Source organism: Lysinibacillus sp. JNUCC-52 (genome assembly GCF_015999545.1).
Taxonomy (GTDB): domain Bacteria; phylum Bacillota; class Bacilli; order Bacillales_A; family Planococcaceae; genus Lysinibacillus.
Window position 1 is genome coordinate 2,702,884 of sequence record NZ_CP065546.1, and the last position, 20,303, is coordinate 2,723,186.

Genomic DNA, 20,303 nt, shown 5'->3' on the forward strand with positions numbered 1-20,303 from the left:
AAAATTTGACCATGCTATATTAGCCAACCGCAAACACTGTATTGGAGGCACTTTAGCTAGTTAAACGTCAATCCTAAAAAATTTTTTTGCATTCGCAGTCGTTACTTGTGCAACTTCTTCAATTGGTTTTTCTTTTAAACGTGCTATTTCCTCTGCAACTAATGGCACCCACGCTGGTTCGTTACGTTTACCGCGATATGGATGTGGCGCTAAATATGGGGCATCTGTTTCAATCATCAAGTGCTCTAAAGGTATCTCCGTCGCCACTTCTTTCGGCATACGGGCATTTTTAAACGTCACTGGTCCACCAAGACTAATCATGAAATTCATCTCAATGCATTGGCGGGCAGTTTCTACACTTCCGCTATAACAATGCATTACGCCTCCAACAGAAGCTGCGTTTTCTTCACGCAAAATGTTGACAACATCTGCGGTTGCCTCTCTGTTATGAATAATAATTGGTAAATTTACTTTTTGTGCTAAATGAATTTGCTTGCGAAATAGCGCTTGTTGAACATCTTTTGGGGATTTATCCCAATAGTAGTCTAAACCTGTTTCACCAATTCCAACAATTTTAGGATGTGATGCCAATTCTTCAATCCAGTGTAAATCCTCTTCTGTACAATCAATGGCATCTACTGGATGCCAACCAATAACACCATAAATAAAATCATATTGCTCTACTAATTCCATTGTTTTTTCAATCGTTTTACGATCAAATCCTACAACTACCATAGTTTCAACTTTTGCTTCAAGAGCTCGATCTATGACTTCTTGTAAGTCTTCTTGATACTGCTCCGCATTCAAATGTACATGTGTATCGATAAACATTGTCATTCTCCTAACATTGATTTTATTAAAAATTATTATTTCATATTTTGCATCTGTATTACAAATTTGTTACAAACAATTTAGTATTGTGACAATACACTTATATATATTCGTCATAACTATTACCATATACCTAAAATTCGTCAATTTACGCATTGCATAAATTATCTCAAAATAATAAAATAGCCATTTTAAGGCTAAATTTACAATGGCCCGCTGAATATTTTCTACTCAGCAGGCCATTCTTAGTTTTTTATTTTACCTTTGCACCATTTTCCAATTTTGGATCAACAGTTGCTAGCTTTAAAATTCCATCTTTTTCACCTGCTAAAATCATTCCTTGTGATAATTCACCGCGTAACTTAACAGGTTTTAAGTTCGCAACTACGATTACTTTTTGTCCGACTAATTCTTCCGCAGAATAGTACTTAGCAATTCCCGAAACTACTTGTCGTTGCTCGTAACCAAGGTCTACCTGAAGCTTTAATAATTTATCTGCCTTCGGTACTTGCTCACATGCTGTAACCGTTGCCACACGCAAGTCAACTTTCATAAAATCATCAATTGAAATTTCAGGAATTTCTGGAACCTCCACAGCTTTTGATGCTACGCTTGCTTCTTCTTCCTGAGAAGTTTTAACTGAGCCACGCATTTCCTCACGAATATAAGTAATTTCAATTTCGCTATCTAAACGTGGGAAAATCGGTGTTCCTTTTTCTACCACTTTAATGTTTGCTGGAATAGTATTGCCGAATGTTTCAATTGTTTCCCATGTTAAGAATTTGTCATCTAGACCTAATTGGTTGATAATACGTGTCGGAGTAGATGTCATAAATGGTTGTAACATGACAGCAATATGATGTAAGCTTTCTGCCAAATTTCGCATAACAGAACCTAATTTTGGTTTATCCGCATCATCTTTAGCAAGAACCCAAGGTTGCGTTTCATCAATGTATTTATTTGTGCGTGAAACAAGCGTCCATAGGTCGGCTAATACGACACTAAATTGCATTTTTTCCATACTTTCTTCATATTTAATACGTACTGCTTCTGCATGCACTTTCAATGCCTCGTCAAATTCAGTAGATTGAAGATTTTCTGTAGGGATATTACCATCAAAATATTTGTTAATCATGGAAATCGTACGGTTTAATAAATTGCCTAAATCATTTGCTAAGTCAAAATTTGTTCGCTCAACAAACGACTCTGGAGAAAATACACCATCAGAGCCAAATGGAAGCTCTCTTAATAGGAAGTAACGCGTTGCATCTAATCCATAACGCTCGATAAGCATTTCTGGATACACAACATTTCCTTTTGATTTAGACATTTTACCGTCCTTCATCATAATAAATCCGTGTGCAAAAACTTTTTTAGGTAATGGTAAATCAAGAGCCATTAAGAATATTGGCCAATAGATTGTATGGAAACGTACAATATCTTTTCCAACTACATGCACATCCGCTGGCCAATAACTGTTAAATAACGTTTCATCATCCGATAAGTATCCTAAAGAAGTAATATAATTTGTTAACGCATCTACCCAAACATATATTACGTGTTTTGGGTCTCCAGGTACTTTAATACCCCAGTCGAATGAAGTACGCGATACCGATAAGTCTTCCAGTCCTGGTTTAATAAAGTTGTTAATCATTTCGTTTTTACGTGATTCTGGTTCAATGAAATCAGGGTTCTCTTCATAATAAGCTAATAGGCGATCAGCGTATTTCTTCATATTAAAGAAGTAAGATTCCTCTTTCACTTTGTGTACAGCCCGTCCACAGTCTGGACACTTCCCATCTTCTAGTTGCGTCTCTGTAAAGAATGACTCACAAGGCGTGCAGTACCAGCCTTCATACTCACCTTTATAAATATCGCCGTTATCTAAAAACTTTTGGAAAATCTTTTCGACAGTTTTTGTATGACGTTCCTCTGTTGTTTGAATGAAATCATCATATGAAATGTCCATTAATGTCCAAAGTTTTTTTGCTGCCTCGGCAATCTCATTTACATATTCTTGAGGATGCTTGCCAGCTTCTGCTGCTTTTTCTTGAATTTTTTGCCCATGCTCATCCATTCCTGTTAAGAAACGCACATCATATCCACGTAAACGTTTATAACGTGCTATCGTATCGGACGCCACTGTCGTGTACGCCGTACCAATATGAAATTTTCCACTTGGATAATAAATCGGGGTTGTTATATAGAATGTTTTGTTTTGTTCGCTCACGAGAACTGCCTCCAATGTTTCACAGTATAATATCTATTCTATCGAAGTACGAAATTCGTTTCAATGAAAGTTTATTGAATGCGAAAATTGTCGAATATTATACTAATCCATTTAATGTATTTTATAAGAAGCTTTTTTACTATAAAATAAAATCTATAATAAAAACCTTTTAAAAAATTGAATATAACTGTTTTCTTCTCAAAAATTTTTACAAATAAGAGATTATTACTGTATTAATTAATTGACGTTTATGGCATTACTTGGTATGATAACTATCAGACAAAGAAATAATGTCGAAATTTGACGAAATACAATATAACTTTTACTTTTAGGAGGAAAAATAATTATGAAATCAACAGGAATTGTTCGTAAAGTCGATGAATTAGGTCGTGTGGTAATTCCAATCGAACTTCGCCGTACATTAGGTATCGCTGAAAAAGACGCTTTAGAAATCTACGTAGATGACGACAAAATCATCCTTAAAAAATATATGCCTAATATGACATGTGCTGTTACTGGTGAAGTATCTGATGATAACTTCCGTCTAGTTGGAGGAAAATTAATTTTAAGTCCTGAAGGCGCAGAAATGTTAATGAAAGAAATCCAATCTAGCTTAAAAAAATAATTTCTTTCTAGCACCTAAATCGAAAACAGCGATTTAGGTGTTTTTATTATTTGATAAAAATTTCTTCCTATCACGAAAAGTAATATATATGATTCCCTTATAATGTCCATGTCAGACATCTTTTATTAAGATTACTCTTTTTTACAATTATTATCAATTTTAAATCTTTTATTTTAACAAATAAAACGACAACATTTGGAAAATTTTGTATTAATCAATCAAAAAAGGTTGCCTCTTTTGAGACAACCCCACTGTTATTGACACTTACTCACTATGATAAGCATTATAAATATCTCGTTTAGCTACTTGTCGAAGTTTTGCTACTTCTTTAATAGCTTCTTTAGAAGTTACACCTGTTTCAGCAATAATATAATCGACATGTTCTACCTCGTTCATATCTTTCCAATATGCCTCTTCTTGATTGTCTTGTTCTGCATGTTGATTTCCTTCTAAAACAATGCAAAATTCCCCTCGAATTTCTTCGGTCTGTGCCCATTCAACCGCTTCTGTTATCGTGCCACGAAGAAATTCTTCAAATTTCTTTGTGAGCTCACGCGCTAGCACAATACGTCGATTGCCAAGAACTAATTCCATATCCTTCAACGTTTCCTTTAAGCGATGTGGCGCCTCATAAAATAAGATTGTTTCTTGTCGGTTTTTTAATTGCTCTAATTGTTGGCGTCTCTCTTTTTTTCCACGGTTTAAAAAGCCATAGAAGAAAAATGGCTGAGGCGTTAAACCTGATGCAATTAAAGCAGATATTGCCGCATTGGCACCTGGTATGGGCACTACTGCAATTCCTTCCTCAATTGCCTTCACGACAATATCTGCCCCAGGATCCGAAATACAAGGTAGACCCGCATCACTAACTAATGCCACCGTTTTCCCTTCTCGTAAAAAGGCTAATAGCTTTTCTCCCCCAGCTTCGATATTATGTTCGTGGTAACTAACAAGTGGTGTATCAATTTCAAAATAGTTACAAAGCTTTTTTGTATTTCGTGTATCTTCAGCAGCAATCACATCCGCTTCTTTTAATATACGCAGTGCACGCACACTCATGTCCTCTAAATTCCCAATTGGTGTTGCCACAAGATATAAGTATCCTTGCTGATTGTGCACCGTACTTTTTTGTGATTTCACGATTGATCCCTCCCCATATATTTTGTTTTTTGCGTCCGTGTTAACTGCTTAAAAGCATATTCTGCTCGCATCGCTTCTTGTTTTGTGTCGAAAGCTTCGACATAGATACATGTCACAGGTCCTCTTGCCTTAGTATATTTAGCACCTTTACCTGCATTATGTGCGGCAACACGCTTGTCTACATTATTTGTATAGCCTGCATAGTACGACTTGTCTGCACATTCTAATACATAGAAGAAATGACTATTGGTTTTTTCCATAGAGCATTTCTCTCACTTCTGCTGTATATTCATTGTTTTCGTCATAAACATAAAGCGGCGGTAATATTTTTAAATCAGGTTTACCATCCTTTATTCCTTCTATTAATAAGGTATTGGCTTCTTTCCCCGCTTTCGGATAAATCAGTTGCATTCGTTTTGGTTCCAATCGATTTGCCCGCATCGCAGTGACAATATCTAATAAGCGGCCTGGGCGATGAACAAATGCTGCCTTGCCACCTTGTTTTAATAATTTACTTGCAGACTGTACCGCTTCATCGAGTGTTAAATGTAGCTCATGTCGCGCAATCGCGTGATGTTCACTTATATTTTTATCACTCGCTTCATGAGCTAAAAAATACGGCGGGTTACATGTTACCACATCATATTTTTCAATTCCTAATTGAGTTGGAATTTCCTTTACATCACCAAGAACTATTTGGATTTGTTCTTCTAAGTTATTATAACGAATACTTCGCTCAGCCATATCAAATAGACGTGGTTGTATTTCTACACCTGTAATTTGTCCTTTCGTTCTGGCACTTAAAAATAATGGTATGACACCGTTACCAGAACATAAATCAACAATTTTTCCTTTATAATAAGGTACATTGACAAATTTCGAAAGCAACACCGCATCCAATGAAAAAGAAAAGACAGATGGGCTTTGAATAATACGTAAATCCTCTGCCAGCAAATAGTCTAGCCTTTCATCATCCTTTAACCAATTTTCCACGAACCTTCCTCCTACTATACAAAACAAAAGACTGACACCACCGAAGCGGGAATCAGCCTTCTATTACACATTTTGCTTATTTAAAAATGATAGACAAAACAGACAGTCTTCACCTTTACGTGAACTCCCAAAATGAACATGACAAACGTGGAAGCCCTCCTGGTAAAGGCGTGCTAAGTTATCATATCCCTCGCCAATATCTAATGGAATCTCTTTCTTCTCATCTGCAGCCTGTACGGTGTTCTCTTTAGAAAGTAGTTCTTCTAGACGTGTACGAAGGTGATGATTTTCTGTTTCGAGTGCCTTATGTTCTTCCATCATTAACGCTACAAATTGCTTCAATGCACCAAATTGCTCCTGCATTGCTTCGAGCTGTTGTTCGAACTCCATAACGGTATCTAAGAAATTACGGTCCTTCACCCAAGCCACCTCGTTAAATTCTCTATCTTATATAAGATTTTTTTCGCATGCTAGCAGTTCTTCTAGTGTATACTCAGCTGTTCGTTCCTGCTCTTGTAAATATACTTGAATAAGTCTTTCCAGCACATTTAAACCTACAACTCTTCCGCGGCCATCTGGTGTCATTGTCATTTCACCAACATCTGGCATGCCTTCTTTTGCTTCTTCATATTCATCGTTTTCATACTTTAAACAGCACATTAAACGACCACATAACCCTGATATTTTTGATGGGTTTAAAGATAAATTCTGATCTTTTGCCATTTTAATAGATACTGGGTCAAAATCACCTAAAAATGTTGAACAGCATAGCATTCGACCACATGGACCGATACCACCTAATAATTTTGCTTCATCTCGAACACCTATTTGGCGTAGCTCGATACGCGTTCTAAAAACAGAGGCTAAATCTTTTACTAAATCCCTAAAATCGACCCGACCTTCTGCTGTAAAATAAAAAATTATTTTATTACGATCAAATGTATATTCAACATCAACAAGTTTCATCTCTAGTTTGTGTTCTATGATTTTGGCACTTGCTAGCTCAAATGCCCGCTTTGACTCAATTGCATTTTCTTCAACTTGAATCCGATCTCGTTCATCTGCTGGTCGTAGTACTTGCTTAAGTGGCAATACGACATCATTTTCCCCTACTACTTTTTGAGGGACAACTACTTTACCGTATTCTACACCACGAGCTGTTTCTACAATGACATATTGACTGTCTTCTAGTAGAAACGATGCTGGATCGAAATAATATATTTTACCCGCTTTTTTAAAGCGAATTCCTACTACATTATACAAATGTATATCCCTCCTGCAGATTAAGCATTAGCTGCTCCATCATTAACGTCCTATTCATGTTACGCTGTAAAGATGCGCGCGCCTGTAAAATGGCTTCCATTTGACTAGATAGGCGTTCGAAAGTCGAATGTAACGCAGCTTCTTTGAAAGGCTGTAACATGTCTGGATAAGTACAAGCTGCTTCGGGATTAGCTTTTATTGACACTATATCACGGTAAGCAAATAGTAGTAAATCCAATGCTTGCTCCATTTCGCTTTTTTCCTTAAATAGTGGCAACCATTCCTCATGCACAACAATCATAGCTTCATGTACATTTTGGCGAATTGCCTCTACTAATTTTAACACTGTTTTTCGAGCCTGTGCAAACTGCTCATCTTTTGCTAAAAAAATAGCTGTTTCGAGCTCGTTCGTCATCATGCTAACAGTAGAAGCCATAGAGTGGGAAATTTCATTTTCTTGCAAATGCTTTAACAACACTTGTCTTGGCATTTTTTGAAACTTAACATGCTGACAGCGCGAACGAATCGTTGGTAATATCGATTGCATCTGTTCTGTTAACAAAATAGCCGTAACTTCCCCTTCTGGTTCCTCTAAAAACTTCAAGATCATATTAGCGGATGCAATATTAAGGCGGTCTGCATGATGGAGTACGTAAATTTTCCGTCCTTGCTCTACACCCATCATCTTCATCTCTGCAATAAGATCCCGTATTTGATCAATTTTAATAAATTGACCTTCAGGATAAATTTGATGAATATTCGGATGATTTCCCGAATCGACCCGTCTGCAATTTCGACATGTTTCACATGGAACATTTTTAAGTGGTTGTTCACATAGCATTAATTTTACAAAAAAATGCATAATATCCACTTTGCCTGTCCCTTTTTCGCCATCAAAAATGTATGCATGGGCTAATCTATTTTTATCAAATATCGTTTGAAGCTGCTTCATTACGACTGGCTGTAGTGTGAAAAGCTCTTCAACATTCTTCGCCATTTTTTATTAAATTCCTTCCTATATCAATAAAGCCTTTTAGACTTGTACAAGTAAATGTATTTCAGTAGAGATACATTCCTAATTTTACTATTTAAAATCCTACTGAACCAATTTGAAAAAAGCCCGCGCCTACAAGTGAACAAGACACGGGTTTTACATATATAAATTAATTAATAGACCTTTTATCTCTCCAATTTTATCGAGAAGGTCAATCGCTTCTTTTTCTTCATCTAAAATATCTTGTGCTAGTTCCACAAGACGACTATCAATTGTTTCAATAATCTTTAATCGTCTTCCTTCACCAAAGCGATTCCATGTATGTGATTGCTTTAATTCCATTCCATGCTCTACAGTTTCCTGTAAAAATCGCTTGACGAGCATTTTAAAACGAGCAAGTTCTCGCAAATTACGGGATCTTGCAACACGGTCACCAGCAGTAGAAATATCCCCCAACAATCGTGTTAATTGTTCGGTTTGCAATTTTGAACCTTGCTTTACGACCATATCACCAAATCGGTTGTTTTGATTAGTATTTTGCAGAGGCTCTTTACGATTAGTATTTAACCCGACACGGATATCTTGATTGATCTTCAAGCTTCTTTCGCCCCCAATTGCTTTCTTCTCAAATTCATCTTCGTAAGTGAATTTGTACTGCCTTGATTATGTTAAATTTTTATTCAATAGCGTTAAAAATGGTGAAATTGTTCAATCGGTAAAACAAATACAGTAGCGCCTCCTACCTCTACCTCCACTGGATATGGTATATAGGAATCAGCATTTCCACCTAATGGTGACACAGGTGCAACTAACTGTTCACGCGCACGACAATTATCACGGATAATATCTAAAACTTTGGGTATGAGAGAGTCTTCTGTTCCAATTAAGAACGTCGTATTACCAGAGCGTAAAAAACCCCCTGTACTCGCTAATTTTGTTGCGCGAAACTGATTTTTCGTTAAAGCATTTGATAAGCGGCTACTATCCTGATCCTGTACCACAGCTACGACTAACTTCATTCGCACTCACCCCTTTTATATAATTGGCCTTGATAGAATTTATTCAAAAACAGCAACATCTACCATCGTTACTAACTTCATTTTATACAAAAGCACAAAATTAATTAGGCTTTCGAATGACTACCTCGAAGGAAAGATTGCGCTAAAAAAAGTTCACTTCTTTATTTTATCACGTTTTGCGTAACCAATGATAAATTGCATTCTTCTTAGCACCTATAAGGAAAGTTGTTCTTCTATTCGATGCAGTTCATCTGTCACCGTATGTTACCATTATATCACAATATGGTGGTTGACTTCATGTTTTTACTGTATTGCTTCATTCAATATTGCCCATACATCTTCAACTACACGCTCAATACTTTGGTCTGCATTGATGACATTTATACGTTCTGGATAACGTTTTACTAATTGTAAATATCCTTCACGCACCTTTTGGTGAAAAGCCAGACTTTCCACATCAAGGCGGTTTACTTCGCGGTCTCCATGTGCATGAATACGGGCTAAACCAACCTCTGGAGAAATATCAAATAAGATTGTTAAATCAGGTAGTTTTTTTCCTATCGCAAACTCATTAATGGATAGTACTTCATCTACACCAATGCCACGTGCATATCCTTGGTAAGCTAAAGATGAATCGATAAATCGATCACAAATCACCATTTTTCCAGCATCTAAAGCAGGTCGCACTTTTTCAAAATAATGCTGGCTTCTAGCTGCGGCATATAACAATGCTTCTGTTCGCTCATCCATTGCTGTATGCTCAGGATTTAAAATGATTGTACGAATTTTTTCAGCGATCTCAATGCCGCCAGGTTCTCTTGTTGCTAATACATCTATATTTTCTTGTGCTAACCGTTCAGCAATTTTCTTAATAACGGTTGTTTTACCAGCACCTTCTGGACCTTCAAATGTAATAAATAAATTGCGCTTCATGCTGTTATTGCCTCCAACTATTTAATGACCTCAATCATTTTTTCTTCTAATCGGTGTTTTCCTTGGAAGGTTGCACCTGTTGCAAGTAATTCCTCTAGTTGACTTAGTTTAGCCACTGTAATTTTTTCACCTGGCACAAGTAATGGTATGCCAGGGGGGTATGGAATAATCATACTTGCAGCCGTACGTCCCATTGTTCGCATATATGGTAGCCATTCTTTTTTCATATTCCCTATTTCATCGAACGAATACACTGGTTCAGTAATAGCGACAAAATTGTAAGCAGTTTGTGAAACAGCTTGTATATCTGTTTTTTCAGTGTTTAATAATGCTGTTACAGCTTCTTTAATGCGAACACGTATATCTGCAAACGGGTAACTATACCCTTGTTTTAAAAGTGGTAACACAAATAATACTTGATGTGCATCTGCAAGCTCTGCATAAACATGCTTAGCTTCTAATGCTTCTTGTAATTGAAAGCCACTATAACCGTTAACTCGAAGCAATACTTTTATAGGATCATCTACTTCAATAACTTCAAGTGAGCCAATCGCACGTAATGCTTCAACCCATTGATTTTTTTTCTCTATTATATATGCACCATCACTCTCCATATATGTCTGTATATAATAGCGTGCATCATCTAAAGAAGCTAACAATACATACGATGGACTACTGGATTGTAACATGCGTAAATAGTGATGGATGCGATCTACATCCACTAATTGTGAGTTTACATGCATAAAAGAAGCCATTGTCATAGCGGGCAACGTTTTGTGAGCTGACTGTACAACAACATCAGCACCAAAGGTCAAAGCAGATGGCTGAAATAAAGCACAGGCACTAAAATGAGCGCCATGAGCCTCATCTACCAAAACGGGTATTTTTTTTTCATGACAATAAGCGACTTGCTGTGACATTTCTTTCGAAGTCATACCGTAATATGTAGGGTATGTTAAGACAACCGCCTTTGCCTCTGGATAACAATCGACTGCCTGTTTTAGATCATGATAAGAGACATGTGTTGCTGTTAATGTTCGATCATCCCACAGTGGAGAAACATATACCGCCTTTGCTCCAACAAGCTCGATTACGTGAAAAATAGACTTATGCGCATTGCGTTGTACAATAATCGTCTCGCCTCTTTTACATGTAGCATAAATCATAGCTAAATTTCCTACCGTAGAGCCACCTACTAAAAAAAAGCTTTTTCTCGCGCCATATGTATCAGCTAGTAAACTTTCTGCCTCTAAAATCATCTCTTCTGGATAATGTAAGTCATCTAGCCCTGTTAATTCTGTCACATCGTAACGCATGACATCTTTAAAAGCTTGTGGAAGTTGTGACAATTCACCATGTTTATGTCCTGGTACATGGAAGGATATATTTTGTTGTTGTCGAAAACGCTCTAAACCTTCTACAATTGGCTTTTTCTTTTGCAAAACAAGACACCCTTTTCCGTTTATTATCCTTTAATTATACGGGATTATTGCAGGATAAAAAAGCTATCCTACTAAATAGGATAGCTTAAGATTTAAAGGGTAGAAAATCACAATAAATAGCCTACATACTACTACACTAAGAATGTTTACTGTATTGGCATAAAGGCCACTTGCCAAATACCGTTTTCATTCCTTACCATTTGATAGCCCATGTCACTTCCATTTTGTGTAAAAAGGATGACTCCTCCATGATCAGGTAGTTCTTTAAAAGTCCCATTCTCCATCGCTTTCGCCATTTCAAATGCCCACGACCTATTACTTTCTGCCTCTACTTGTGTATGCTGACGCATATGCTCTGCTTCGCTCCACTTCGAATAGTTTTCCCGAGTTGTATACAGTCGATACACCGTTTGTTCATCAGCTAAAAATTTCGCGTATAGCTGAACACGGGCTATCGTCAATGGATCTACATCGCGGAATATGTCCATATTATTTTGTTCTCTAAAAGCATCGTATAATGACCTTTCTGTTTCCGTCCATTCATTCGCCATCTCCCCCGCTTCATAACCTAGCACTTTCCCAATAATTTGAGCATCTGTGATTTTCGACAGCATACCGTGTCCCCAATTATCTGCTGCTACAAAATATTCGTCTGCATTAACGGTCAATTCATCCATATTCCAGAAAAAATATTTACGAATTTCATTTTCATCAAAAGTCGCACCATCTTCTTTCAGCTTGTCGATATATACTTCAAACACATCGAAGCCCATTTGTGTGGCAAAACCATAGTATATATCTAGGGGTATTGTATTTACTATAATCGTGCCATCATGAATGGCAACCTTTTCTCCAGGCAATCCTACAATACGTGCTATCGTCTTTGTTCCATCCTCGGCATTTACATAAACAACGTCGCCACTATTTAGTTTTTCAATATTTGGCTCAACTACAATCGGATAAGAAGTATATTCGTTGTTACCCCGATCCATTGCATTACCTGTATACTGGACCTTATATTGTTGTCCCGACATATTACCTAGCACAGGGACCCTATCATCAATGTCCGTGTACGACCATTCTATGGAATTCATACGTTGCATTGATCCATCCATATATTCGTAAACAACACGAGCTCCTGGTTGCTTGCTAAAAGCAAACCAAAACATGCCCTCATTGGCTACCTCCAGTAGCTTTGCTTTCTGTTGTCCAACTATAACTTTCTTTAAACTATTGCTTCGTACAGCACCACAATATAAATTAGATGACTGTCTATAATGGACAATTACATCTTCTGTACCAAATCCATTCGTACAATTGTCTTGGAAAACCCACTCGCTATTTTGATAAATTAAATATGTAGCATGGACTAGCAAACCCGAATCTGTCTGTACTTTGTAAATAATAAAGGCATCTTCCTTTTGTAACACATTCATTTCTTCATAAAGAATTTCATCTGCACCACTTTTTTGCAACCATAATGCCAGTGACTCTTCTTTGGATATATTTGATTCAAACGACACAATCACGGCGAGCAAAACTATAAGAACTATTGAGCCACATATTATAAGAGGATACTGCCACGAACGTTTACGACTAGTATTTTTTCTAGCTGTTATTTCTTGCATAATTCGTGCCTCATTAGCCTCCGAAAATCTAGATTCTTCACTAAATAACTTATCAAATTCATGCTTTATTTTATTCATGACGTAACACCTCCCATTCAGCTTCAACTAGCCTCAGTTTTAGCATTTCCCGCGCGCGTCGCAATCTCGTTTTAATTGTATTCTCAGAAAGATTGAGTAACTCTCCAATCGCCGCAGTGGTCAGTTCTTCATAATAAAACAATATAATTACTTCACGGTACTTTACAGATAATTGTAGAACATTTTTAGCGATATCCAGCTTCTCTAAACGTTGTAACATCTCGCTATCTATCGATGGCTTTTCAGCATGGATTTGTTTTAACAAGTAGTTCGAAATTAATTGTCTTCTACTTTTCCAGCTACGCAAATAATCATGACATCGATTGATTGTTATTTTAGCCAAATATGTTTTTAACGTAGCACGTTCCTCAAATTGGTGTTGCGTTTCAAAAAACTTGATAAAGACGTCCTGCACAATATCTTCAGCCGTAACCCAATCCTTAACATATAAATACGATAATCTCAGCATATAGTCACCATATGTATGCATAATTTCCTTCATATTTTGTGCTTCGTACTGCTCCATAAAATCCCCCCTTCTCTTGTGTTTGAATAATTAATATATGATTTTTACTCAATAGACGGATGCAAATTAGGTATAGTTTCATTTTCTTTTATATGTATTGTTCATGAATAGATTATTATTTTAGTAGAAATAAAAAAAGACCGAAGATTTCTCTTCGATCTTTTAAATGTGCCTAGCGACGTCCTACTCTCACAGGGGGAAGCCCCCAACTACCATCGGCGCTAAAGAGCTTAACTTCCGTGTTCGGTATGGGAACGGGTGTGACCTCTTTGCCATCATCACTAGACTATTTACGGCTTTCAATATACATCGTATTTCTTTGTCAGCTTCATTCGTTCAGTCAGTCACGTACACAAGTACGCTCCTTCCTTCTCTCAATCGCTTCCGCGAACTACTCGTATCTTGAAACCCTCTTAATTGAAAGTGTTGTTCTTTCAAAACTGGATAAACGGTTCATTGAATGTTTCAAACTTTTTTGGTTAAGTCCTCGATCGATTAGTATTCGTCAGCTCCATGTGTCACCACACTTCCACCTCGAACCTATCTACCTCATCGTCTTTGAGGGATCTTACTTACTTGCGTAATGGGAAATCTCATCTTGAGGGGGGCTTCATGCTTAGATGCTTTCAGCACTTATCCCGTCCACACATAGCTACCCAGCGATGCCTTTGGCAAGACAACTGGTACACCAGCGGTGTGTCCATCCCGGTCCTCTCGTACTAAGGACAGCTCCTCTCAAATTTCCTACGCCCACGACGGATAGGGACCGAACTGTCTCACGACGTTCTGAACCCAGCTCGCGTACCGCTTTAATGGGCGAACAGCCCAACCCTTGGGACCGACTACAGCCCCAGGATGCGATGAGCCGACATCGAGGTGCCAAACCTCCCCGTCGATGTGGACTCTTGGGGGAGATAAGCCTGTTATCCCCGGGGTAGCTTTTATCCGTTGAGCGATGGCCCTTCCATGCGGAACCACCGGATCACTAAGCCCGTCTTTCGACCCTGCTCGACTTGTAGGTCTCGCAGTCAAGCTCCCTTGTGCCTTTACACTCTACGAATGATTTCCAACCATTCTGAGGGAACCTTTGGGCGCCTCCGTTACCTTTTAGGAGGCGACCGCCCCAGTCAAACTGTCCGCCTGACACTGTCTCCTGCCCCGCTAAGGGGCATGGGTTAGAATTTCAATACAACCAGGGTAGTATCCCACCGACGCCTCCTTCGAAGCTGGCGCTCCGAGATCTCTGGCTCCTACCTATCCTGTACAAGTTGTACCAAAATTCAATATCAGGCTACAGTAAAGCTCCACGGGGTCTTTCCGTCCTGTCGCGGGTAACCTGCATCTTCACAGGTACTATAATTTCACCGAGTCTCTCGTTGAGACAGTGCCCAGATCGTTACGCCTTTCGTGCGGGTCGGAACTTACCCGACAAGGAATTTCGCTACCTTAGGACCGTTATAGTTACGGCCGCCGTTTACTGGGGCTTCAATTCGCAGCTTCGCTTGCGCTAACCACTCCTCTTAACCTTCCAGCACCGGGCAGGCGTCAGCCCCTATACGTCACCTTACGGTTTTGCAGAGACCTGTGTTTTTGCTAAACAGTCGCCTGGGCCTATTCACTGCGGCTCTCGTGCGCTTGCACGCTCAAGAGCACCCCTTCTCCCGAAGTTACGGGGTCATTTTGCCGAGTTCCTTAACGAGAGTTCTCTCGCACACCTTAGGATTCTCTCCTCGACTACCTGTGTCGGTTTGCGGTACGGGCACCTCTCACCTCGATAGAGGCTTTTCTTGGCAGTGTGAAATCAGGAACTTCGTCCATACGGACTCGCCATCACAGCTCAACGTTACAGTGTGCGGATTTGCCTACACACACGCCTTACTGCTTGGACGCGCACAACCAACGGCGCGCTTACCCTATCCTACTGCGTCCCCCCATTTCTCAAACGGTGAGGAGGTGGTACAGGAATATCAACCTGTTGTCCATCGCCTACGCCTATCGGCCTCGGCTTAGGTCCCGACTAACCCTGAGCGGACGAGCCTTCCTCAGGAAACCTTAGTCATACGGTGGACGGGATTCTCACCCGTCTTTCGCTACTCATACCGGCATTCTCACTTCTAAGCGCTCCACCAGTCCTTCCGGTCTGACTTCAACGCACTTAGAACGCTCTCCTACCACTGACATCGTAGATGTCAATCCACAGCTTCGGTGAATCGTTTAGCCCCGATACATTTTCGGCGCAGCGTCACTCGACCAGTGAGCTATTACGCACTCTTTAAATGATGGCTGCTTCTAAGCCAACATCCTGGTTGTCTGTGCAACGCCACATCCTTTTCCACTTAACGATTACTTTGGGACCTTAGCTGGTGGTCTGGGCTGTTTCCCTTTTGACTACGGATCTTATCACTCGCAGTCTGACTCCCGTGTATAAATATCTGGCATTCGGAGTTTGTCTGAATTCGGTAAACCGGGATGGCCCCCTAGTCCAAACAGTGCTCTACCTCCAGTATTCTCATCACGAGGCTAGCCCTAAAGCTATTTCGGAGAGAACCAGCTATCTCCAAGTTCGATTGGAATTTCTCCGCTACCCACACCTCATCCCCGCACTTTTCAACGTGCGTGGGTTCGGGCCTCCAGTAAGTGTTACCTCACCTTCACCCTGGACATGGGTAGATCACCTGGTTTCGGGTCTACGACCACGTACTAATTCGCCCTATTCAGACTCGCTTTCGCTGCGGCTCCGCCTTCTAAAGCTTAACCTCGCACGTAATCGTAACTCGCCGGTTCATTCTACAAAAGGCACGCTATCACCCATTAACGGGCTCTAACTACTTGTAGGCACACGGTTTCAGGATCTCTTTCACTCCCCTTCCGGGGTGCTTTTCACCTTTCCCTCACGGTACTGGTTCACTATCGGTCACTAGGTAGTATTTAGCCTTGGGAGATGGTCCTCCCGGATTCCGACGGAATTTCACGTGTTCCGCCGTACTCAGGATCCACTCTGGAGGGAATAAACTTTCGACTACAGGGCTTTTACCTGCTCTGGCGGACCTTTCCAAGTCGCTTCATCTAACTCATTCCTTTGTAACTCCGTATAGAGTGTCCTACAACCCCAAGAGGCAAGCCTCTTGGTTTGGGCTCTTCCCGTTTCGCTCGCCGCTACTCAGGGAATCGATTTTTCTTTCTCTTCCTCCAGGTACTTAGATGTTTCAGTTCCCTGGGTCTGCCTTCAAGACGCTATGTATTCACGTCAAGATACTACGCGATTAAACGTAGTGGGTTCCCCCATTCGGAAATCTCCGGATCAAAGCTCACTTACAGCTCCCCGAAGCATATCGGTGTTAGTGCCGTCCTTCTTCGGCTCCTAGTGCCAAGGCATTCGCCGTGCGCCCTTAATAACTTAACCTAGTTATTAAGCCTATAAAAAAACTTAAAAAATAAATGTGTTTGTTACAATTTCAATGTCGTTTTATCCAGTTTTCAAAGAACAAGTTTTGAAGTATTTCATCTAATTGATGAACCTTCAAAACTGAACGCAAAACGTAATCTTACAAACCCAAGGTTTGTATTCCGAAAATATCCTTAGAAAGGAGGTGATCCAGCCGCACCTTCCGATACGGCTACCTTGTTACGACTTCACCCCAATCATCTATCCCACCTTCGGCGGCTGGCTCCAAAAGGTTACCTCACCGACTTCGGGTGTTACAAACTCTCGTGGTGTGACGGGCGGTGTGTACAAGGCCCGGGAACGTATTCACCGCGGCATGCTGATCCGCGATTACTAGCGATTCCGGCTTCATGTAGGCGAGTTGCAGCCTACAATCCGAACTGAGAACGACTTTATCGGATTAGCTCCCTCTCGCGAGTTGGCAACCGTTTGTATCGTCCATTGTAGCACGTGTGTAGCCCAGGTCATAAGGGGCATGATGATTTGACGTCATCCCCACCTTCCTCCGGTTTGTCACCGGCAGTCACCTTAGAGTGCCCAACTAAATGATGGCAACTAAGATCAAGGGTTGCGCTCGTTGCGGGACTTAACCCAACATCTCACGACACGAGCTGACGACAACCATGCACCACCTGTCACCGTTGTCCCCGAAGGGAAAACCATATCTCTACAGTGGTCAACGGGATGTCAAGACCTGGTAAGGTTCTTCGCGTTGCTTCGAATTAAACCACATGCTCCACCGCTTGTGCGGGCCCCCGTCAATTCCTTTGAGTTTCAGTCTTGCGACCGTACTCCCCAGGCGGAGTGCTTAATGCGTTAGCTGCAGCACTAAGGGGCGGAAACCCCCTAACACTTAGCACTCATCGTTTACGGCGTGGACTACCAGGGTATCTAATCCTGTTTGCTCCCCACGCTTTCGCGCCTCAGTGTCAGTTACAGACCAGATAGTCGCCTTCGCCACTGGTGTTCCTCCAAATCTCTACGCATTTCACCGCTACACTTGGAATTCCACTATCCTCTTCTGCACTCAAGTCTCCCAGTTTCCAATGACCCTCCACGGTTGAGCCGTGGGCTTTCACATCAGACTTAAGAAACCACCTGCGCGCGCTTTACGCCCAATAATTCCGGACAACGCTTGCCACCTACGTATTACCGCGGCTGCTGGCACGTAGTTAGCCGTGGCTTTCTAATAAGGTACCGTCAAGGTACAGCCAGTTACTACTGTACTTGTTCTTCCCTTACAACAGAGTTTTACGAACCGAAATCCTTCTTCACTCACGCGGCGTTGCTCCATCAGGCTTTCACCCATTGTGGAAGATTCCCTACTGCTGCCTCCCGTAGGAGTCTGGGCCGTGTCTCAGTCCCAGTGTGGCCGATCACCCTCTCAGGTCGGCTACGCATCGTTGCCTTGGTGAGCCGTTACCTCACCAACTAGCTAATGCGCCGCGGGCCCATCCTATAGCGACAGCCGAAACCGTCTTTCAGAATTGTCTCATGAGAGACAAAAGATTATTCGGTATTAGCCCCGGTTTCCCGGAGTTATCCCAAACTATAGGGTAGGTTGCCCACGTGTTACTCACCCGTCCGCCGCTAACGTCAAAGGAGCAAGCTCCTTATCCGTCCGCTCGACTTGCATGTATTAGGCACGCCGCCAGCGTTCGTCCTGAGCCAGGATCAAACTCTCCATAAAAGAAATTTGATTAGCTCAAATTGTTTTGCTGGCATCAATTTTGATGTCCAAAATTTTGTTTTGTTCACTAACGAAGTTAGCTACTAAAAACTATATTGATTACGTTTTGCTTGTTCAGTTTTCAAGGTTCATCGTGTCGCTTCTTGTTTCAGCAACTCTTATATAATACCATTTTTTCAAATCGATGTCAACAATTTATTTTAATTGTTTTTGTTTTATATAAGTTGTTTCAGTTGTTGTCTTAACGACTCTTATTACTATATCACAATAAATATAGTTTGCAAGTCTTTTATAAAAAAAATATTAAAAAAGTGATTCCTAGCACACCAGGAATTCCTAATATTGCAATTGTGAAAACTGAAAACAGGTTGATAGGCACATTATAGCCGCCATACCCAACACCTAAATGGATAATGAATAGTAATAAAAATGCAAATGCAAATCGGAACCAAAATACAGAAATCCCTTCTAATACTTTTCCTAATTTAACATGCTTTCCTACTATATAAAGAAAAAGAAGCGCTACAGGAACACAAATACTTACAATTACAATCCACGGCATCCAATTGCCTCCTTCGATAATAATTATGTAAGTTTATGATTCCCATGTCGCTTCTATAACTCTCAACTATTATTTAATTAGCACTCGTCGAATTCTAGCTTCCTTAAACAAATAGAAATGTATACTCTCAGCAGCTTTTCGTTGAGCTATAATTTCTAAATCATAATCATTTAATAATTCTTCAATCACTTTCGCTTGCTGTAAATCTTCTTTTGTTTCTTTAATGAGATTAACAAGCTTTTCATCAAATTCTCTTTTTAATTTCCCTTTATTGCGGAAGAACATCTCAATCCCTCACTATAACTCTCGACGGCCTTCCATTGCCTTCGATAATGTTACTTCATCAGCATATTCTAAATCTCCACCCACAGGTAATCCATGTGCAATACGTGTTGTTCGGATACCCGATGGTTTCACAAGACGAGAGATATACATAGCTGTCGCTTCACCTTCAATAGTAGAATTTGTTGCTAAAATAAGCTCCTGTACAGTTTCATCTTGTAGTCGTACTAAAAGGGAGGCTACATTAATATCCTCTGGACCGATACCATCCATCGGTGAAATAGCTCCTTGTAGCACATGATATTTCCCATGATAATCACGCATTTTTTCCATTGCGATAACATCTTTTGTATCTTGAACAACACAAATTACAGAAGCATCTCGTTGTTTATCAGTACAAATATGGCATGGGTCTATATCAGTAATATTGCCACAAACAGAGCAATAGCTTAAATTACGCTTCGCTTCAATTAAAGCTTTTGAAAAGGAAAGAACGTCATCCTCTTTCATCGTTAACACAAAAAACGCCAGTCGGGCCGCGGTTTTAGGCCCGATACCTGGCAATTTCATAAAACTATCGATTAGTTTAGATATTGGTTCTGGGTAATACATATTGTTACCT

18 protein-coding genes and 3 rRNA genes are annotated in these 20,303 nt (G+C 40.1%); 1 reads left to right on the plus strand and 20 read right to left on the minus strand.

Annotated features, from left to right (window positions below; translation table 11 throughout):
• Positions 1 to 60: 60 nt before the first annotated feature.
• Positions 61 to 831, minus strand: coding sequence for a TatD family hydrolase (locus JNUCC52_RS13340; RefSeq protein WP_139860051.1), 771 nt, complete (start codon positions 829 to 831; stop codon positions 61 to 63).
• Positions 832 to 1,084: 253 nt separating this feature from the next.
• Positions 1,085 to 3,061 (minus strand): methionine--tRNA ligase, encoded by a 1,977-nt coding sequence (metG, locus tag JNUCC52_RS13345; RefSeq protein WP_337980140.1) that lies wholly within the window; start codon positions 3,059 to 3,061, stop codon positions 1,085 to 1,087.
• A gap of 346 nt (positions 3,062 to 3,407) precedes the next feature.
• Here metG and abrB point away from each other — a divergent pair, with 346 nt between their 5' ends.
• Complete coding sequence (abrB, locus tag JNUCC52_RS13350) at positions 3,408 to 3,686, plus strand: transition state genes transcriptional regulator AbrB (protein ID WP_024362580.1); 279 nt, start codon at positions 3,408 to 3,410, stop codon at positions 3,684 to 3,686.
• Between the two features lie 264 nt (positions 3,687 to 3,950).
• Here abrB and rsmI read toward each other — a convergent pair whose 3' ends face one another.
• The 18 genes from rsmI to recR all read right to left on the minus strand — a co-directional run bounded on the left by rsmI (position 3,951) and on the right by recR (position 20,293).
• A complete protein-coding gene (gene rsmI, locus JNUCC52_RS13355) occupies positions 3,951 to 4,826 on the minus strand; it encodes a 16S rRNA (cytidine(1402)-2'-O)-methyltransferase (protein ID WP_228134248.1) in 876 nt (291 codons plus the stop codon).
• Positions 4,823 to 5,086: a GIY-YIG nuclease family protein gene (locus JNUCC52_RS13360; protein WP_228134247.1), complete on the minus strand. Its 264-nt coding sequence runs from the start codon at positions 5,084 to 5,086 to the stop codon at positions 4,823 to 4,825. The genes rsmI and JNUCC52_RS13360 overlap by 4 nt, the downstream gene beginning before the upstream one ends.
• On the minus strand, positions 5,070 to 5,819 hold the full coding sequence (locus tag JNUCC52_RS13365; RefSeq protein ID WP_337980141.1) for a tRNA1(Val) (adenine(37)-N6)-methyltransferase: 750 nt from the start codon (positions 5,817 to 5,819) through the stop codon (positions 5,070 to 5,072). The genes JNUCC52_RS13360 and JNUCC52_RS13365 overlap by 17 nt, the downstream gene beginning before the upstream one ends.
• A 63-nt stretch (positions 5,820 to 5,882) precedes the next feature.
• Positions 5,883 to 6,239 carry a DNA replication initiation control protein YabA gene (gene yabA, locus JNUCC52_RS13370; RefSeq protein ID WP_228134245.1) on the minus strand — a complete coding sequence of 119 codons (357 nt, stop codon included), beginning with the start codon at positions 6,237 to 6,239 and terminating at the stop codon, positions 5,883 to 5,885.
• A gap of 27 nt (positions 6,240 to 6,266) precedes the next feature.
• The gene (locus JNUCC52_RS13375; protein ID WP_228134244.1) at positions 6,267 to 7,082 is read right to left on the minus strand and encodes a PSP1 domain-containing protein; all 816 of its coding nucleotides are present in this window, start codon (positions 7,080 to 7,082) and stop codon (positions 6,267 to 6,269) included.
• Complete coding sequence (holB, locus tag JNUCC52_RS13380; RefSeq protein ID WP_228134243.1) at positions 7,075 to 8,079, minus strand: DNA polymerase III subunit delta'; 1,005 nt, start codon at positions 8,077 to 8,079, stop codon at positions 7,075 to 7,077. Before holB ends, JNUCC52_RS13375 begins: the two co-directional genes overlap by 8 nt.
• Positions 8,080 to 8,232: 153 nt before the next feature.
• Positions 8,233 to 8,673 (minus strand): YaaR family protein, encoded by a 441-nt coding sequence (locus tag JNUCC52_RS13385; RefSeq protein ID WP_228134242.1) that lies wholly within the window; start codon positions 8,671 to 8,673, stop codon positions 8,233 to 8,235.
• Between the two features lie 92 nt (positions 8,674 to 8,765).
• Complete coding sequence (gene darA / locus JNUCC52_RS13390) at positions 8,766 to 9,095, minus strand: cyclic di-AMP receptor DarA (RefSeq protein WP_024362572.1); 330 nt, start codon at positions 9,093 to 9,095, stop codon at positions 8,766 to 8,768.
• A gap of 303 nt (positions 9,096 to 9,398) precedes the next feature.
• Positions 9,399 to 10,028: a dTMP kinase gene (gene tmk, locus JNUCC52_RS13395; RefSeq protein ID WP_228134241.1), complete on the minus strand. Its 630-nt coding sequence runs from the start codon at positions 10,026 to 10,028 to the stop codon at positions 9,399 to 9,401.
• Positions 10,029 to 10,045: 17 nt separating this feature from the next.
• Positions 10,046 to 11,470 (minus strand): aminotransferase class I/II-fold pyridoxal phosphate-dependent enzyme, encoded by a 1,425-nt coding sequence (locus JNUCC52_RS13400; RefSeq protein WP_337980142.1) that lies wholly within the window; start codon positions 11,468 to 11,470, stop codon positions 10,046 to 10,048.
• A 146-nt stretch (positions 11,471 to 11,616) separates the two neighbouring features.
• On the minus strand, positions 11,617 to 13,176 hold the full coding sequence (locus JNUCC52_RS13405) for a S26 family signal peptidase (protein ID WP_337980143.1): 1,560 nt from the start codon (positions 13,174 to 13,176) through the stop codon (positions 11,617 to 11,619).
• A complete protein-coding gene (locus JNUCC52_RS13410) occupies positions 13,169 to 13,702 on the minus strand; it encodes a sigma-70 family RNA polymerase sigma factor (RefSeq protein ID WP_337980144.1) in 534 nt (177 codons plus the stop codon). Before JNUCC52_RS13410 ends, JNUCC52_RS13405 begins: the two co-directional genes overlap by 8 nt.
• A 170-nt stretch (positions 13,703 to 13,872) precedes the next feature.
• A 5S ribosomal RNA gene (gene rrf / locus JNUCC52_RS13415) occupies positions 13,873 to 13,988 on the minus strand.
• Between the two features lie 189 nt (positions 13,989 to 14,177).
• Positions 14,178 to 17,105: ribosomal RNA gene (locus JNUCC52_RS13420) — 23S ribosomal RNA — on the minus strand.
• A gap of 180 nt (positions 17,106 to 17,285) precedes the next feature.
• Positions 17,286 to 18,837, minus strand: a 16S ribosomal RNA gene (locus JNUCC52_RS13425).
• Together the 16S, 23S and 5S rRNA genes form the textbook arrangement of a ribosomal RNA operon.
• A 289-nt stretch (positions 18,838 to 19,126) precedes the next feature.
• Entirely contained in the window at positions 19,127 to 19,399 is a 273-nt protein-coding gene (locus tag JNUCC52_RS13430; protein WP_228134237.1) for a pro-sigmaK processing inhibitor BofA family protein, read from the minus strand.
• Positions 19,400 to 19,468: 69 nt separating this feature from the next.
• On the minus strand, positions 19,469 to 19,684 hold the full coding sequence (locus JNUCC52_RS13435; protein WP_228134236.1) for a YaaL family protein: 216 nt from the start codon (positions 19,682 to 19,684) through the stop codon (positions 19,469 to 19,471).
• Between the two features lie 12 nt (positions 19,685 to 19,696).
• Positions 19,697 to 20,293 carry a recombination mediator RecR gene (gene recR / locus JNUCC52_RS13440; RefSeq protein WP_228134235.1) on the minus strand — a complete coding sequence of 199 codons (597 nt, stop codon included), beginning with the start codon at positions 20,291 to 20,293 and terminating at the stop codon, positions 19,697 to 19,699.
• Positions 20,294 to 20,303 lie beyond the last annotated feature (10 nt).